The following is a 16,463-nucleotide window of genomic DNA, read 5'->3' as shown; positions in this document are numbered from 1 at the left end:
ACGGGCGATTCTGTCACCCGTCCGGATCCTGAGATGTTTACGGGAGTCCGGGGGTGTCCCCCCGGAAATAAGTCATCAGCCGACGTCGAGACGCAGGAGATCTTCCTCCGTCTCGCGCCGGACGATGACCTTCGCCCGGCCGTCACGCACGGCGACGACGGGCGGTCGCAGGGCGTGGTTGTAGTTGCTCGCCATGGAGCGGCAGTACGCGCCGGTGGCGGGGACGGCGATCAGGTCGCCGGGGGCCAGGTCGGACGGCAGGAACGCGTCCTTGACCACGATGTCGCCGCTCTCGCAGTGCTTGCCGACGACCCGGACGAGCATCGGTTCGGCGTCCGAGGTGCGCGAGACGAGCGCGACGCTGTACTCGGCGTCGTACAGCGCGGTGCGGATGTTGTCCGACATGCCGCCGTCGACGCTGACGTAGGTGCGCAGCCCCTCCAGGGGCTTGATGGTGCCGACCTCGTACAGCGTGAAGGCGGTCGGTCCGACGATGGCGCGCCCCGGCTCGACGGAGATCCGCGGGGTGGCCAGTCCGGCGGCCTCGCACTCGCGGGTCACGATGTCGCCGAGCGCCTTGGCGATCTCGTACGGCTCGCGCGGGTCGTCGTCGGAGGTGTACGCGATGCCGAGGCCGCCGCCGAGGTCGATCTCGGGCAGCTCGATGCCGTGCTCGTCGCGCACCTCGGCCAGCAGCTGCACCACGCGCCGGGCGGAGACCTCGAAGCCGGCCATGTCGAAGATCTGCGAGCCGATGTGCGAGTGGATGCCGATGAGCTCGAGCCCGTCGAGGGTGAGCGCCCGGCGAACGGCTTCGGCGGCCTGTCCGCCGGCCAGCGCGATGCCGAACTTCTGGTCCTCGTGCGCGGTGGCGATGAACTCGTGGGTGTGGGCCTCGACGCCGACGGTCACCCGGATCTGCACGGGCTGGCGCCGGCCGAGCCGCTGCGCGATGTGGGCGACGCGGACGATCTCCTGGAAGGAGTCGAGGACGATCCGGCCGACACCGGCGGTGATGGCCCGCTCGATCTCGTCGACCGTCTTGTTGTTGCCGTGGAAGGCGATGCGCTCGGCGGGCATCCCGGCGTCCAGGGCGGTGGTCAGCTCACCGCCGGAGCAGACGTCGAGGTTGAGCCCCTCCTCCTGGAGCCAGCGCACGACCGCGCGGGAGAGGAAGGCCTTGCCCGCGTAGAAGACGTCGGCACCGGGGCCGAACGCGTCGGCCCAGGCGCGGCAGCGGGCCCGGAAGTCGGCCTCGTCGAGGAAGTAGGCCGGGGTGCCGAACTCCTCGGCCAGCCGGGCCACTTCGATACCGCCGACGGTCAGGGCGCCGTGCTCGTCGCGGGTGACGGTGCGGGACCAGACCTTCTCGTCGAGGACGTTGAGGTCCTCGGCGGGGGCGGAGTAGTGGCCCTCCGACATGACGTCGGCGTGACGGGGCCCGGCGGGGTGTGCGGATCGGCTCATCGTGTTGCTCTGCTCTCTCGGGTCTCTCAGAGGTATGGGGGCGCGTCGATGCCGAGCAGGGACAGGCCGCCTGCCAGCACCGTCCCGGTCGCTTCGGCAAGGGCGAGCCGGGTGCGGTGGGCGGCCGAGGGTTTCTCGTCCCCGACGGGGAGCGGGGACGCGGCGTCGTGGAAGTCGAAGAACGCCTGCGCGACCGCTTCGAGGTGCCGGGCCAGCCGGTCGGGGGCACGGTGGTGTGCGGCGGCGGCGAGCACGGCGGGGTGGTCGGCGAGGAGAGCGAGAAGCGCGAGCGCCTCGGCGCCGGGGGTTTCGGCAGCGCTGGTTTCGGGGGCGCTGGTTTCGGCGGCGCTGGTTTCGGCGGTCTCCTCGCCGGGCGCGCTCGTGAAGCCGAGGAGCGCCGCGCCGCGGGTGAGCGCGTGGGTACGGGCGTGTGCGTAGCGGACAAGGAACAGCGGGTTGTCCTCGCCCTGGACGAGGAGGCCGTCCCCGAGGGGGGCGCGGTCGTGGCCGGCGGGGCGGAGCAGCCCCCAGCGCGTCGCGTCGGGACCGAACCGGCCGAGCAGCTCACCGGCGGTGGCGCCGGCGGGGACGGGCCGTATCCCGGCGGCCTCGGCGATCTCCTTGGCGGACGGTGCCCCGGCCTCGTAGCTGATGCCCAGCCGCACCCAGTCCGGATCGGGCGCCTCGTCACAGGCGACGTGCACGAGCGCACCCTGTGACCGTACGAGCGCCCCCACCGCATGAGCGGTGACGGCGGCCCGGACCTCACGGGCGTGGCGCAATCGCACCGGTTCCCCGGCGCGGGCGTCGCCGTGCCCGTACCGCAGGCCCTGTGCGCGCACCCGGGCCACCAGCGCGCCGTGCACGTCGGCGGTGGCGTCGAGGGTGAAGTTCAGGAATCCGGGGCCGGTGATCTCGACCCGCCCGATCCCGGGCTCACCGGCCACCCGGTCCCGGAGGATCTCGGCCACTTCCCGCGCGGTCAGTGCGGCGGGTCCGGCCAGCTGAAGGGCGACGGCGCTGGCGTAGTCGCCGCGGCCGCCGGGCCGGGTCCTCTCCACTCGCACGCGCGCGGGCACGGGCGCGCGCAGGACGTGCTCGTCCACGGCGCGGCGCACGGCGTGCAGCACGGTCGCGGAGAGATCGGCGGGGGTCACGGGACAAGCGTAGGCGAGGGAGGGGGGCCTTTCGCGAACGCGTTTCGCCATCCGGTCAGCCGGCGGCACTCTCCGCCCGCCCGGCCCCCTGCCGCCCGTCGAGCACCGACGGCCGCCCGCACTCCATCAACTGCCGGACGAGCCGCACCAGCTCGCTGGGCTCGAAGGGCTTCGCCAGGAACGCGTCGACGCCGGCCGCCACGCCGTTGTCCACCTCGTACGGCGTGCAGGCGCTGATGACCGCCAGGGGCAGATGCTTGGTCCGTGGATCGGAGCGCAGCCGGGTGGCCGTCTGCAGCCCGTCCAGCCGGGGCATGACGACATCGAGTGTGATCACGTCGGGACGGACCCGATGCACCAGATCCAGACACTCGACACCATCGGCCGCGGTCACGACCTCGAAGCCCTCAAGCTCGAGATTGACCCTGATCAACTGCCGGATGACCTTGTTGTCGTCGACAACAAGCACGCGGCCGCACGCCCCTGACACCCTTCGAGAGTAGGCGGGGCGGAGGGGCTGCGTCCGGGTTTTGCCCACTTCCGCCCCCGGACGGATGGCGCGACGCGTGGCCGGATGTGTGTACGAGCAGCTGGACGGCGTCGCCGCCGCCCCGGCGGGCGGCGCGGAAATACCTGTTCACGGGCACCGGGCGGAAGCTGGTAGTGTTTCACCCGTCGCAGAGCAACACAGCGATACGCCCCCGTAGCTCAGGGGATAGAGCATCGGCCTCCGGAGCCGGGTGCGCAGGTTCGAATCCTGCCGGGGGCACTTGAAGGATGGGAACGGGATCGGGTTTTTTTGTCCGGTTCGCATGTGACAAGTGTCAAGATCGGGTGTGCGTACTTCGGTACGGGCACCCGATTTTTTATGCCATGGGTCCAGCTCACGGGTGACGGCCACCAGTCCGTCAATCATGTGGCCCGGGATCGTCACGCGTAGGGCGAGCTCTTTGCGGGGACGGCTGTAGCGGACTTCCAAGCTGAACGCGGCGTAGAGACGGCGTTGCACTTCTTCGGGGACGTGGGTGAGGTTCACGTTGAGATGGGGCAGGGCGTCAAGCAGGGCTTCGTTGGTGGTGTCGGCCGCGGGCACCGGCTCGTCGAGGCGGGCCAGCTGTTCTGCGAGGGGCTTGCGCTGCCGGCCGAGGGTGGCGTGCTCCTGCCGGACGGCGTTCCGGAATTGCTGCTCCTGCTCTTCGTCGAATGCCGAACCGTCCCCGCCTCCACTTTCGGCGAGCGTGCGGATGAGTCGGGCTTGGCGCTGCTCGATGGCGGCGATCGCATGGGTGAGGTCGTCGCGTTCCTTCGCGAGGCGGGCGCCGGAGTCGTCGGCACCTGGAGCGGCTTCGAGGGCCGTACGGAGGAGGGCTCGACGGTCGGGTCCGAAGACGTGGGTGGCGAAGAAGCCGGAAATGGCCTTGAGCAGGACTTCTTCGCGAACCCACAGGCTCTTGGGGTGGGTGGCGAACCAGGGACGGTCACGGTGCTCGTTGGGGTCCGGCTCGCACGCGAAGTAGGGGACGTCGTGGCGAGACTTGCCATGCATCCGGTGGCCGCACATGTCGCAGGTGATGAACGACCGGAGGATGTACGAGCGCTTGGTGTCGGGGTGGCGGTTGCGCCCGGATCCGCTCCGCGAGCCCTGATTCCTGCGTGAGGTGGCGCTCACCAGGTCGAAGAGCTCCTTGGTGGTGAGCTGTTCGTGGGTCGGCTGCGGTGACCAGACCCAGTCCTTGGGTTCCCACCCCTCTTCGTCGCCCGTCGGTTCCAGACCTGGTAGCCGGTGTACTTGGGGTTCTTCAGGATCTCGCGCACGGAGGAGCCGCTCCAGCGACCGAGCGCCATCCCGGGGCGGGCGGGTTCTGGGGGCGGGTATGCGGCGAGGTCCAAGTTCAGGCGGTCGGCGATGGCGTCGTAGCCGAGCTTGTCGAGACCCCGGAGCTGGAAGATGTGGGTGACTGCCGGGGCCCGGGACGGGTCCGGGGTGAGCCGGTGTTTCGTACGGCCTTCGGCGCGGCGGGCCGGGACCGGGTGCGGGACCCGTTCGGCGAGGTAGCCGTACGGCGGCTTACCGACGTTCCAGCCCTGGGTGGTGTGCTCGATGAAGCCGTCCCACGAGAGCTCCAGCATCTGGAGGACGTACCACTCGGAGACGGCCTGTTTGACGCGGCGGGTGAGGGTGGGCGTGGCGCGCTTGGCTCCGCGGCCGGTGACGATCGGCTCGTCGGCGGCGCAGAGGGCGACGCCGGCCTGCTCCAGCTCGTACTCGATCTTTGTGCCGAAGTAGGTGCGGCGGGCCACTCGTTCAATGGACTCGCAGATGACGGCGGCGAAGCGGCGGTCGGGACGTTGCGCTTCTTCGAGGAGGTCGCTGACGCTGCCGTCGCGGGGAATGGTGATGTTGAACTGCTGGTGGGCGAGGGAGTTGCCGCGCTCGCTCAGCTCTTTGCGGCCGGACTCGACGTCGTAGAAGTGGGCGACGATCACCCAGCCGGGCGGCAACGCGCTTCTGGAGTTTCGGAGTTGGCGCGGCAGGGAGAGGGTGGGGTCCTGGGCGTCCTCGGTGGAGGTACGGCCGAGCCAGGCGACGGGGACGGTGACGGGGAGGGCTGCGGGGTCGGGGATGGTGGGGGTGGACCAGGGGCGGTTGGGGACGAAGGGGGCTTGGGGTGGGGTGCTGGAGGGGGGTGCTGGGCATGTGGTTGCTCTTTTCCCGCGGGTGGGGCGGGGAGCTCAGGTGCGACCGGTGTCCGGTGGGGTGCTGGCATGGGCGTGCAGCCATTGCAGCACCTCGCGGAGCGCGGCTCCTTGGCGTTGGGCCAGGGCATGAGCGTCCTCGCCGTCGATGACGATGTACTCCACGACCACTCGCAGCCCTTCGTTCGGGACGTCGGTCTCGGCTCTATCGGCCGGGGTCGGCGTTCCGTCCGTTGGGTCGGGGGCGGTCGACGACCATGGACGCTCGGTCTCGGATGTGTCGTCAAGCCCGGGGGTTTGGGTCTGCCGCACGAACGGGTGACATCTGAACTGGCTTGCCCTGCGGGGCGGGTGGGAAGGATGTCGCTGTGCCCAAGCCTTATCCGGAAGAGTTCCGCCAGGATGTCGTCCGTGTCGCGCGGAACCGGGGTCCGGGCGTGACGGTCGAGCAGGTGGCTGCCGACTTCGGAGTCCATGCAATGACCCTGTGGAAGTGGATGCGCCGGGCGGACATCGACGAGGGGACCAAGCCCGGAACGTCCAGCCAGGAGGGTGCGGAACTGCGAGAAGCACGTCGGCGTATCAAGCTGCTGGAGCAGGAGAACGAGGTCCTGCGCCGGGCCGCGGCCTATCTGTCGCAGGCGAATTTGCCGGGAAAAGGATCTACCCGCTCGTGAAAGAGCTTGCCGGTGACGCGGTTCCCGTCACGGTGACGTGCCGGGTTCTCAAGCTCGCCAGGCAGCCCTATTACCGCTGGCTCGATCGACCCGTGACCGATGCCGAGTTCGAGCAGGCTGCTCGCGCGAACGCATTGTTCGACGCTCACCGCGAGGACCCGGAGTTCGGCTACCGCTTCCTGGCCGACGAAGCCCGCGGCGTGGGATCAGGCATGTCAGACCGGACCGCGTGGCGGATCTGCCGGGACAACCGCTGGTGGAGCGTCTTCGGGAAGAAGCGCGGCAGGGCCAAGAAGGCAGGCCCGCCGGTGCACGACGATCTTGTCCGCCGCGACTTCACGACGGAGGGCCTGAACCGGCTGTGGCTCACCGATATCACCGAACATTCCACCAGAGAGGGCAAGTTGTACCTCTACGCGATCAAGGACGTCTTCAGCAAGAGGATCGTGGGTTACGCCATCGACGACCGGATGAAGTCCCGACTGGCCGTCGCGGCCCTGGACAACGCTGTTGCCCGCCGCGACAACGTCGCCGGGTGCATTGTCCACAGCGATCGCGGATCGCAATTCCGATCAAGGAAATTCGTCCGGGCGCTCGCCGGCCACCAGCTGGCCGGTTCGATAGGGAGGGTCGGGGCGGCGGGCGACAACACGGCCATGGAGTCGTTCTTCAGCCTGTTGCAGAACAACGTCCTCGACCGCCGACAGTGGGCCACCCGCGAGGAACTGCGGATCGCGATCGTGACCTGGATCGAGCGGACCTACCACCGACGCCGCAGACAAGCCTCGCTCGGCCGGCTGACCCCTGTCGAGTTCGAGTTTGTCATGACTACACCGGCCCTCAGGGCCGCGTGACCACACCTGACCTGTCACCCCAACCCTGCATCAGACCCAGGTGACTCCTCGCTCCGAGGGGAACGGTGCCCGGTACCTGCCAGGCAGACGCCGTACCGACCGACATCAGGAAGTACATGCGCAGCGAGGTCCCCTCGTCGCCGAGGACAACCGGTCCGATCGTCTCTCCGGTGGAAAACGCGTACCGGACCGCCGACCAGGTACCCCACATCGCCCGCCCTACCGGCTCCGCGCGCATCACACACCGAGCTCCGAATAGACGCGGCCAATCCATAGGCCTTCCACATCACGGACTGTCAGGAAGCCAAATCCCTGCGCCCCACTCGTCCAGCTTCTGCCGTCGGCTCTCGAAGTTGGGAAGCACCCGGCTCACGACCTGCCAGAACTCAGGCGAGTGGTTCGCCTGGTGCAGGTGCGCGAGTTCATGAACGAGTACGTAGTCGATCAGGCTGGAAGGGAGCTGCATCGCCGCCCAGTGGACGTTGATGGCACCAGCGTGGGAGCACGAGCCCCAGCGGTAGCCGAGCGTACGTACCGTGAGTTCGGTCATGGGGGCCTTCATACGTTCGGCCCAGGGGGCCACCCTTGCCGGAAGCCACTGGCGCCCCCGCTCCGCATACCAGGCGATCAAGTCCTCTGCAGCGGTGGGCCGACGGTCCTGCCTCAGCCGCATCCGGCCTTCCACGAGCGCGAACGGACGGGGAGCCTCTCTCACAGTCTTCAGGCGATAGCTGCGTCCCAGGTAGTAAAAGCCCTCGCCGTCGATGAAGCGACGAGTAGGTCGCTCAGCGGCATCAGCTCGGCGGTCTCCGACTTTCGCGTAAAGCCAGGTGAGGCGCGAGCGAAGCAGCGTCTCAAGGGCCTTGTGATCCGTGCCGGGCGGCACGGCCGCGGTGATGGTGGCGTCGCGTTCCACCGTGACTCGGACGCTCTTGCGCCCAGGTACTGCGACGACGTCGATTGCGAGGCCACCGAGGAGCAGCGGCTCAGCTCGGGCCTCATGCATGGTGGAGGTTCAGGTCATTCCGGTTGTGCTGGACGATGTCACGCAGAGCTCCCGCTAGATTGTCGGCGTCTGCCCCGGTGTATGCGTTCACTACGAGCAGCATCCAGATATCCCGCTGGAAGTCGTGCTGGGCGGCGGCGTTGGTCCAGAAAGCGTGTTTGACGCTGTGCCGCACAGCGAGATTCACGGTCTGCTGGGCAAGAGTCACCAGCTCGCCCCGCAACTCATCCCCGACTACGCCGTCAGTGACTACCGTGGTGAGCTGCTGGTACAAGGCTTGTTCCAGCTTGCTGAGGTTGCGGATGTCTTCGGGAAGGCCGGCGTCCTTGCCCTCCTGCACGTTCTGCATCTCCTCGGCCAGCGCGCTGAATGCCTTCAGCTGTTCGTCCCAGTCGGTTGCGTACTTCTTAAGGACGCTTTCCAGACGCTGGCGCAGCTTCTCGTAAGCGACCGGGTTCTCGCCGAAGTAAAGCTCGATGTGGTTGCGGATCGCGTGCTTCATCATCGACGCCTTGGCTCTGGCCCCGGGGAGCTGTTCCACCTTCGTGCGGAAGTCGTCGGAGGTGAGCCGGGTCGGTTCTATCATCCGTGCCACACCGAGCGCCGTAACGTGCTCGTCGATGAGTTCGGCGACCTTATGTCCGTACGCGGCCGGATCGAAGCCCTCGGACTCCTCACTGAAACGCTGCTTGGTGAGCTGCGCGATGAAAGTGAACAGCCGAGCAGCGGGCTGATAAGGACGGGTGGCCTGGCGAGGCATGAGCAGGTTCATGGTGTTGAGGAAACCCCGCAACAATCGTCGGAATTCGATGCGCCGTTCCTCGTCTTCCAGAGTGTTGACGAGTTCGTGCACGGCTTCCGTGTCATCGGGGTTGATGAGGCCCTTGGTCAAACGGAAGTGGTGGCGCAGGGCCGCGCACTGCCGCTCCAGCTTGTTCTCCTCCTGTTCGAGGTCGAGGGGAACGCCTTCCTGGTCATCGCTGGCGTACGCAGCCATTGCCTCAAGGAGGGCCTTGGCGACTCCGGCGTAGTCCACAATGAACCCAGCCTGCTTGCCCTTAGCTGTGCGATTCACGCGGGCAATCGCCTGCAGCAGCTCGGCCTCGCGCATCCTGCGGTCCAGGTACATGACCTGCTCCTGGGGGGCGTCAAAGCCCGTGAGCAACATGGTGCGCACTATCAGGAAGGCAACTGGCTTGGAGTCGGGTGTCAAGTCCCGCACCTCGGGGAAAGGGCTACGGAAGGACTTGACCGCCTTCTTCTGAGCACTCTCCTCTGTCCATGCCCGCCAGGCTTTGGCATCCTCCTGGTCGGCGGAGATGACTGGTATGAAGTCGATGGCCTTGAGTAGAGCGAGCTGGCTGTGCGCGGCGACCAGCAGGCGTTGTCGCGCAGTGCGCTCTTCCTCCGGCGTCTCCTGCGCCTTCTCCAAAACCCGCGGCGAGGCCTTCTCCACCTCCGCGACCAACTCGCTCCTGGCGTGCAGCAGTGCGTCGCGATACCGCACGGCGATTCCCCTGGAGTGCGCAACGAGCTGTGCCTTGAACCCCTCCTTCATGGCACCCTCGACGTAGTGGCGCAGCATGTGCTTAGCCTTGCGCTGAATCATGTCGTCCGCGCTGAGCACAGCTGCCGAGGTCGCGTATCGCTGTTGAAGTTCGTCGTACTGCTCGTCAGTAAGCTCGGGGAACTCGTCCTCGAACTTCTCGTCCAGGCTCTCGCCCTCGGTGACGGCCCCCTTGGCGATGTGCCCCTCGTAGTAGATCGGGACAATCGCCCCGTCCTCCTCGGCGTCCTCAAGGCGGTACTTGTCGATGAAATCACCGAAGGTCGTGGTGGTTAGCTTCTTGCGGTTCATGATGATCGGTGTGCCGGTAAAGCCGATCCGGGCCGCGTTGGGGAGCGACTCCATGAGGTTCTGATGCAGCGCGGATCCGTGCGAGCGGTGCGCCTCATCCACGAGGATCAGAATCCCCTCGTCCGAGTTGACCATGCCCCAGCCGGGCGTCCGCTCATGGGCCAACGAGTCGCCAGCGTTCTGGCGGGCCTTCTCGGTGTCCTGTTGCTTCTGGATCATCACAAAGACAAGGCCGGCGCCCTGGCGTCCCAGTACACCCGGAACATCGGCCGCCCGCGTCACCACGTCCGGCTTCTCTCCGGTGATGGCTGCTGTCTCCGCAAGTTGTTCCTGGAGCTGCTTCCGGTCGGTGACCACCACGACCTTGATGTGTTCCAGGCCAGGCGTCGAACGGAGCTTGCGAACCAGGAAGACCATCGTCAGTGACTTGCCCGACCCCTGGGTGTGCCAGACGATGCCGCCCCGCTTATCGTCCTTGCCGTGCACGGCTTTAGTTTCGCCGTGCTGCAACCGCTCCACGGCCTTGTGGACGGCCCGGTACTGCTGATATCGAGGCGCAATCTTCACCCTGGTTGTACGCCCCTCAGCCACTTCGACGTCTTTGAACACGACGAAGTTCTTGACAATGTCGAGGAGGCGATGCGGATGCAGCACACCGGCTGCAAGAATCTTCTGCGCGTTGAAGACGACGTCATCCGGGTTATAACTACGGGCAGCAATCTCATGTGTCATAAAGGGGTACGGATCACGCCAGACTAGATAATCCTGCGGTCGCGCCGTGAACGTGCCAAGCAGCGCCCGGTCTCCCGTGGTCGCCACAGTCAACTGAACTGTACGAAAGAGAAGTTCGCTTCCCTGAGGGGAAGCCGTGTCCTTCTTCTGATTGGCATAGCGGCGCAGTTGCTGGATCGCCTTGTTGATGTCACCCCCGACAGCATCAAACTTTTTGCACTCGATGACGACGAGCGGAATACCGTTTACGAACAGCACGAGGTCGGCGATCATCACGTCCCCCTGACTACCAGGGATGCTCATGCGGAACTGGGAAACCGCGAGGAAGTCGTTGTTCCCAGGGTCATCCCAGTCGATGAACTTCACAGTCTGCCGGCGACCACCATCCCAGTCAGCAAACCCGGGTACGTCAACGCCGTTCAACAGAGCATTCGTCGCGGCCTCGTTGGCGGCGACCAGGCCACCCCCAGCCGTGGCCGCACCCCGGGTGAGCGCTGAGATAGCCTGCGCGGCCCGCGCCTCATCCACCCAAGTGGAGCCGCCCGGCCGCCGGTTCAGTTTCCGCAGCCGACGCCGGAGGATTTCTTCCAATACGGCACTGCCGAAGGCAGAACGCCGGTAGACGGGCTCTCCCTCTGGCTGCAGCTCTGCATCCGCAGTTCCCCGGACATGCCGCCATCCCATGCTGGGGTGAGTGAGCTGGTCGATGAGCGGCTTCTCGACGTAGCGGAACTCGGGGCCGGACACGGACATACGAAGCTGCTCCTACTGAATCATGGGGTAACTGCGGCGCGGGACCATTCCATTCCGGTAGCAGAATGGAGTGAGCTACGTGAAAGCACTCTCAGTCTGCGCACGTACCGCACCCGTGAGAAGGTCGTCCATGATTGCCTCCTTGAGCGTGGTCAGCTTCACGACGCCCCTCTCTGCCGTCACCAGCTGGTCACGCCACTGCGCAATGGAGGTGGCAACTCGATCCTGGTCAAGAAGGGTAACTAGCGGAACAGGAGCCTTTTTCACTTGCGTCGAATTAATACTCGCGAGATTAGTCGTCTGCTTGGCAACACTGAGGAAGTAGCCCTTACCTCGCGGCGAAGCTAGGTAAGCAGCGAGAAAATGGGGCTGATAGACCTCGGGATCGCAACGGACTTTGAAAACATGGTTTTGGTGGAGACATGGGGCAATACGACCGTCCCACACCCCACCTCTCCCAAGCTTGTCAAGATCGCCGCCTTCCGTAAGCAACACATCGCCCGCCTCGAGTCGGTATCGTTCAATGTCCGCCCGCCTGACAGACACAGTCTTCACATCTGAGGTATCGATGTAACCGTCCTGCACATTGGCGACCCGCAGATACGGCAGCGTGACCGAGCCATCACCCGCTTCGTCATTGCCCAGCGTTACGCCCGCGGAAATCACAGCAACCTTCTCGAGCGTGCTCCACTCAACGCCGGAGTCTTCGGATACAGCTCGCATGAGCGCAGTAGTTTCGGCCGCTGCAACAATCTCTAGCTTCCCGCACCTCGCGGTCGCTTGCTCAATCTGCGCGCCGATATCGTCGAGGATCTCAGCAATCCGCTGCTGCTCCGAAATCGGCGGCAGATTAACTTCAACCTTCTTGAAGTCGCTGTACCGGAGATTCCAGGTGTCGCTGACAAGGCCTTGCGATCGGTTGAGGAATTTAGCTACAAGGCGAGGCTCCCTCAGGAGGTGCCGAATAAATCCGCCATCCGCCGACTCTGTGGGTTGACAGACGGTATACGCAGGACTGACGATTCCGCCCTCGTTCGCTACGCCTGAGACGCCCTGCCACATCCGCATGGTGTTGTATACGACGTCGCCCGCTTGCACGTCCCAGTACAACGCCTTGTCCGCACTCGATGAATCACGCCGTCCACTTTCCGACTGCAGGATCACCCCCCTGTCAGCGGTGACCGACAGCAGCGTTGGCACCTGGTGGGTCCGTTCAGCACGAAGCTTGAGCACATCTCCGAGAGCGACACGTTTCCAGCCATCATGCATATCCGAGCTCCTCCAGGTACCCCCGCAACCGCTTCGCTGACGCCTCGCGCTCCCGCTCCAAGTCGTCGAGTGTCACCGCGTACTTACCGCCCCAGTTACGGAACGTCGCAACCAGGGCGCGCCGGTCGGCCGCGACGAAGCGGTCCATACGGGCACGTAGGTCAGCCTTCAGGAATCCCAGGACCACCTCCTGCGCCTGGCTATCAGTCAGCTGCGCTGCTGCATGCTTCAGTTCCGCAACGAAGGCCGCCTTCAGTTCGGACAGGGTCTTCTTCGCATTCGTCTGCTGCTTCCTGAGCGCGCGCAGCTCCTTCGGGGACAGCACGTTCGACAGGTCGACCTCTTCCTCGTCGTCCTCATCCGTGCCCTTGATCTTCTTCGGCGGGGAGCTCGCCTTAACCTGGGCGTCCAGCTCCGCGACGAGCGCCTCGGCTGCTTCTAGGCGCTCAACGTAGGACGGGATCAGTTCCGGCACCAGGCGGTGCTCACGTGCCTTGCGCTGTGCGGCCCGTACGCGGGCCTTTGTCTTGGCATCGGCGTCGGCAGGGGGTTCCGCGAAGGCCGAGTCAATACTGGCGACCCAGCGGTCGACCACGCCTTTGAAGCCGCTGAGCGCCAGGCTCCGCAGATCGTTGCGGGTGTCAAACCACCAGGCTGCGATGGTCCCCGAGAGTTGGTATTCGTCCAGCAGTTTCACCGGTTCGAGCGCCTCGGTGAAGGTGGTGAGTAGTTCCTCACGGGTGGACCACAGCTGCTGGTGCTCGGGCAGCTTGTCCAGCCGGCTGCGGTGTTCCTTCCACCAAGCGTCGAAGGCAGCCCCGAGCGTCGCTTCCCGCTCACTCGCCAGCTCCGGGATGCGGGCCGCCGTGGCCTCGTACCCCTCTTCCAAGAAGGAGTAGTAGTCCACGTCCCGCTCACGGAAGAGCTGATTGCCCGCGCTGATCCCGAATTTCTCGAACTGGCCTTGCCGCGCGGCCACTTCGGACTTCGGGACACCGCCGTGCAGGTGGGCACGCACGTCCTGCGGCTCGGGAGCTGGAGTGTTGTCCACGTACCGCCGGATGTTGAGGTTGAAGTCGTTGTCCGCAAGTTCCTGGTAGGAGACGACGCGAGCGAAGCCGTCGATCTTCTCCCAACCCTTGTATGCAGAGACGATCTTCTCTGCATGCTGGGCTTCCAGGAGGTTCTGTGTGCGGCCAGCAGTGATCTCACGGTCAGCGTTGATGAAGAGGACTCCGTCGCGGCGCCCCCGCGGGGCTCCGTCACGGCCGCGCAGGATGAGGATGCAGGCAGGGATACCAGTGCCGTAGAACACGTTGGGGCCAATACCGATGACGGCTTCCAGGCGCCCTTCTTCGATCATCCGTTGCCGAATGTCCTTCTCTACGCCGCCTCGGAACAGCACACCGTGGGGCATGACCGATGCGGCGATGCCGTCCGGTTCCAATACGGAGAGGACATGCTGGATGAACATGAGGTCGGCCTTCTTGCCCGACTCAGGACACCAGCCGTACGTCATACGTTCGGGGTGTTCCATCCCCGCGATGCGGTAGTTCTGCGCGAACGGCGGATTGGTGAGGATCCGGTCGAAGCGCTGGAGCTCGCCGTCCTCAACGTGCATCGGCCTCGCCAGGGTGTCGCCATGGTGGATCACGCCGTCGGCTACGCCGTGCAGCAGCAGGTTCATGCGGGCCATGGCCCAGGCGCTGCCGTTGTCCTCCTGTCCGTAGACAGACAGGTGCGCCGCGTCGCCGCCGTGCTCCTGCACGTACTCCTTGCTGAGGATCAGCATTCCGCCGGATCCGCAGCACGGGTCATACACAGACATTCCGGCCTGGGGCTTGACTAGTCGGGCCATCATGCGGATGACGGACCGCGGGGTGTAGAACTGGCCGCCCTTCTTGCCGCCTTCGTCGGCGAACTCACCGATGATGTACTCGTAGGCATACCCGAGGAGATCGGGGAACTCGAAGTCGTCGTTGCTCAGCCGGTACTGGTTGAAGTGGTCGATCAGCGCCTGCAGTACGGGCTTACTCAGCTTGGTGTTGCCCGCGCCGCGTTTGAAGTCGATGTATTCCAGGACCCCTTCCAGAGCCTGGTGGTTGGCGCCTTCAAGCTGAGAAAGGGCGACGTTCAGCGCCTCGGCCGGATCCTTCCGGGAGTCACGCATGATCGTCGACCAGCGGGCGGCGTCCGGCACAAAGAACTCGTGCGACGCGTACGCGTTGCGAGTCTCGGCCAGCATCTCCGCCTTCGTCTGGTCCATCCCGGAGGCGACGAACTGCTCGATGGCCTTGGCCCGCGCCACGTCGAACTGGTCGGAGGCGCGCTTCAGAAACAGCAGCCCGAAGATGTAGTCCTGGTACTGCGCGGCATCCATCTTGCCCCGCAGAATGTCCGCTGCGGCGTACAGATGCCGCTCAAGCTGCGGCAGCGTCAGCTGTGCCACTCGCGCCTCTCCTTGTTTCGTGTTTTACCTGACGTACGCGTCACGTACGCCGCCGCCCAAGACTAGGGGCGAGCTATGACATTCGGTTCATTCGCCGTACTCTGCCCGGCCGTCGCTCAACAGGGGTGTCAACGGGCTTCCCAGTCCGATCCCCAGGGACTTCGCCGCCGAGCATCTGGCTCAGGAGCGCGGGCCGCAGGGCCTCCAGCCGTCCCAACAGCCGACGCTGGACATCCACCTGCAGATCCACCTCCCCTAGCGCCTGGGCGATGAGCCGCTGCTCCTGCAGCGGCGGAAGTGCGACCGGAAGCTCCGCGAGCACGCCTGCGGTGATGGTCGCCACGGTCCCCACGTGCGTACGCGCCAGCATCTGGTCCACCACTGGCGGATGCGCAAGGTAAGCCGTCAGGTAAGCAGGATGCACCGCATGCACATCGGGGCGCAGCCGGATGCACGAGGAGTGATAGATCCAGCCCCGGCTGCGCTCTTCGATCAGCGCCACCTTGCCGACCGCGCCCTGCCTGACAACAACCAGATCGTCCGGCAGGACCTTGAAGCGCACCATGGTGTCCGCTGACTCCTGCGGCAGACACCTGAGCAGGGATTGGTTGACAACCCGCCCCTCTGCAATGTCTGCGGGCGAAATCACCGGCACACCTTCCGCTTCGACGGCAAGGTCCACGAACAGATCACTGGAAGGGCTGGGGGTGATCTCGCACAGATCACCCAGCCGGTACGAGTGGTTCACTGTGCACCTCCTCCAGACCGTGCAGCTCGCGTAGTGGCAGTGGGAAGCGGGTTGAAACCCGGCACCGTAGCGGCGGAGCACCCATCCCCGAGTGACTTCCATCACGCTGAAGCGCAAACCGATCAATACGGGGCAGGTCCAGCCAAAACCGCCATGCCGCCCACCAACCCCCGGGGGTGCATGGGAGAAGCTACCACAATCCGGGCCAATGATCCCCCCTTAGGTATTCAGATACACAACGAGTTGCCACTCTTTCCGCCAAGGAGTCCCATGGGGGTGTCGCCGACGCCTCAACTTGTTGTGTATCCAGATTCCCTAGGGGGTCCCGTCCTTGCTTCTTGTGAAGTGGCGCACTACCGTTCGACGGGTCACCGAAGGGGCCAAAGGTACGGCTGTTTCGGCGACTTCACCCTTGAGAGCCGTCGGACCTCCGGGCCCGAGGCCCGAATCGCGGGTCTCTCAGGGGAAGGGGGCGTCCGTGTCCGGACGTCATCGCAAGAAACCGCCGCGCCGCACGTGGTGGTGGAAGGTCCGCCGGATCGCCCTCGTGTGGGGTCCGGTGGCAGTGGCCGTCTACTGGACGGGACGGCTCGCTGTAGAACTTCCGCAGTGGTGGTGACCGTCAGCCCCTACCTGTAATAGGGGCTGACGGCCGCGAAGTGGGTCTCGCCGTATCCAGCGGCGGGACCACCACCACGTACAACCGTAATCGGACCACCGATGGCACGGCCAGTTCACCCCCGGCGGCACAACGATTCGAATCGTACAACTCCCCCGTGCTGACCTCCGAGGGCAG

The 16,463-nt window shown here is 65.6% G+C and carries 13 protein-coding genes and 1 tRNA gene; 4 read left to right on the top strand and 10 right to left on the bottom strand.

Features of this window, described 5'->3' with window-relative positions:
- Positions 1-75 precede the first annotated feature (75 nt).
- The 3 genes from lysA to OG408_RS27305 are packed head-to-tail and all read right to left on the bottom strand — an operon-like array spanning position 76 to position 3,093.
- Positions 76-1,467, bottom strand: coding sequence for a diaminopimelate decarboxylase (gene lysA, locus OG408_RS27315; protein WP_266782856.1), 1,392 nt, complete (start codon positions 1,465-1,467; stop codon positions 76-78).
- Between the two features lie 26 nt (positions 1,468-1,493).
- On the bottom strand, positions 1,494-2,624 hold the full coding sequence (gene nrtL / locus OG408_RS27310) for an ArgS-related anticodon-binding protein NrtL (protein WP_326672492.1): 1,131 nt from the start codon (positions 2,622-2,624) through the stop codon (positions 1,494-1,496).
- 55 nt (positions 2,625-2,679) lie between these two features.
- Positions 2,680-3,093, bottom strand: a complete 414-nt coding sequence (locus tag OG408_RS27305; protein ID WP_266782852.1) for a response regulator — start codon at positions 3,091-3,093, stop codon at positions 2,680-2,682.
- A gap of 228 nt (positions 3,094-3,321) precedes the next feature.
- Here OG408_RS27305 and OG408_RS27300 point away from each other — a divergent pair.
- Both OG408_RS27300 and OG408_RS27295 read left to right on the top strand, forming a co-directional pair.
- A tRNA-Arg gene (locus OG408_RS27300) sits at positions 3,322-3,393 on the top strand.
- Positions 3,394-3,666: 273 nt separating this feature from the next.
- Entirely contained in the window at positions 3,667-4,281 is a 615-nt protein-coding gene (locus tag OG408_RS27295) for a hypothetical protein (protein ID WP_326672490.1), read from the top strand.
- An 8-nt stretch (positions 4,282-4,289) separates the two neighbouring features.
- Here OG408_RS27295 and OG408_RS27290 read toward each other — a convergent pair whose 3' ends face one another.
- Both OG408_RS27290 and OG408_RS27285 read right to left on the bottom strand, forming a co-directional pair.
- On the bottom strand, positions 4,290-5,126 hold the full coding sequence (locus tag OG408_RS27290; RefSeq protein WP_326672489.1) for a recombinase family protein: 837 nt from the start codon (positions 5,124-5,126) through the stop codon (positions 4,290-4,292).
- Positions 5,127-5,357: 231 nt separating this feature from the next.
- Positions 5,358-5,486, bottom strand: a complete 129-nt coding sequence (locus OG408_RS27285; RefSeq protein ID WP_326672487.1) for a hypothetical protein — start codon at positions 5,484-5,486, stop codon at positions 5,358-5,360.
- Positions 5,487-5,689: 203 nt separating this feature from the next.
- Between OG408_RS27285 and OG408_RS27280 the strand changes: the two genes are divergently transcribed.
- Positions 5,690-6,852 (top strand): IS3 family transposase gene (locus OG408_RS27280; protein ID WP_326672485.1). Its coding sequence is split into 2 segments (ribosomal slippage): positions 5,690-5,974 and positions 5,977-6,852, totalling 1,161 coding nucleotides; the frame shifts between segments, so codons are not numbered across the junction.
- Between the two features lie 286 nt (positions 6,853-7,138).
- Here OG408_RS27280 and OG408_RS27275 read toward each other — a convergent pair.
- The 5 genes from OG408_RS27275 to OG408_RS27255 all read right to left on the bottom strand — a co-directional run bounded on the left by OG408_RS27275 (position 7,139) and on the right by OG408_RS27255 (position 15,667).
- Entirely contained in the window at positions 7,139-7,858 is a 720-nt protein-coding gene (locus tag OG408_RS27275; RefSeq protein WP_326672483.1) for a M48 family metallopeptidase, read from the bottom strand.
- Entirely contained in the window at positions 7,851-11,201 is a 3,351-nt protein-coding gene (locus OG408_RS27270) for a type I restriction endonuclease subunit R (protein ID WP_326672481.1), read from the bottom strand. The genes OG408_RS27275 and OG408_RS27270 overlap by 8 nt, the downstream gene beginning before the upstream one ends.
- Before the next feature lie 75 nt (positions 11,202-11,276).
- Complete coding sequence (locus tag OG408_RS27265; RefSeq protein ID WP_326672479.1) at positions 11,277-12,470, bottom strand: restriction endonuclease subunit S; 1,194 nt, start codon at positions 12,468-12,470, stop codon at positions 11,277-11,279.
- Positions 12,463-14,919: a type I restriction-modification system subunit M gene (locus OG408_RS27260; RefSeq protein WP_326672477.1), complete on the bottom strand. Its 2,457-nt coding sequence runs from the start codon at positions 14,917-14,919 to the stop codon at positions 12,463-12,465. The genes OG408_RS27265 and OG408_RS27260 overlap by 8 nt, the downstream gene beginning before the upstream one ends.
- Before the next feature lie 73 nt (positions 14,920-14,992).
- Positions 14,993-15,667: a restriction endonuclease subunit S gene (locus OG408_RS27255; protein WP_326672475.1), complete on the bottom strand. Its 675-nt coding sequence runs from the start codon at positions 15,665-15,667 to the stop codon at positions 14,993-14,995.
- A gap of 478 nt (positions 15,668-16,145) precedes the next feature.
- Between OG408_RS27255 and OG408_RS27250 the strand changes: the two genes are divergently transcribed.
- Complete coding sequence (locus OG408_RS27250; protein WP_326672473.1) at positions 16,146-16,286, top strand: hypothetical protein; 141 nt, start codon at positions 16,146-16,148, stop codon at positions 16,284-16,286.
- Positions 16,287-16,463 lie beyond the last annotated feature (177 nt).

Source organism: Streptomyces sp. NBC_01257 (assembly GCF_035917255.1).
Lineage (GTDB): Bacteria > Actinomycetota > Actinomycetes > Streptomycetales > Streptomycetaceae > Streptomyces.
This window is presented reverse-complemented; position numbering and strand designations above follow the sequence as displayed.

Excerpts from the sequence above, each read along its gene's own strand:
- lysA (WP_266782856.1), bottom strand. The coding sequence starts at position 1,467 with ATGAGCCGATCCGCACACCCCGCCGGGCCCCGTCACGCCGACGTCATG.
- OG408_RS27295 (WP_326672490.1), top strand. The coding sequence starts at position 3,667 with ATGGGGCAGGGCGTCAAGCAGGGCTTCGTTGGTGGTGTCGGCCGCGGG.
- OG408_RS27275 (WP_326672483.1), bottom strand. The coding sequence starts at position 7,858 with ATGCATGAGGCCCGAGCTGAGCCGCTGCTCCTCGGTGGCCTCGCAATC.
- OG408_RS27270 (WP_326672481.1), bottom strand. The coding sequence starts at position 11,201 with ATGTCCGTGTCCGGCCCCGAGTTCCGCTACGTCGAGAAGCCGCTCATC.
- OG408_RS27265 (WP_326672479.1), bottom strand. The coding sequence starts at position 12,470 with ATGCATGATGGCTGGAAACGTGTCGCTCTCGGAGATGTGCTCAAGCTT.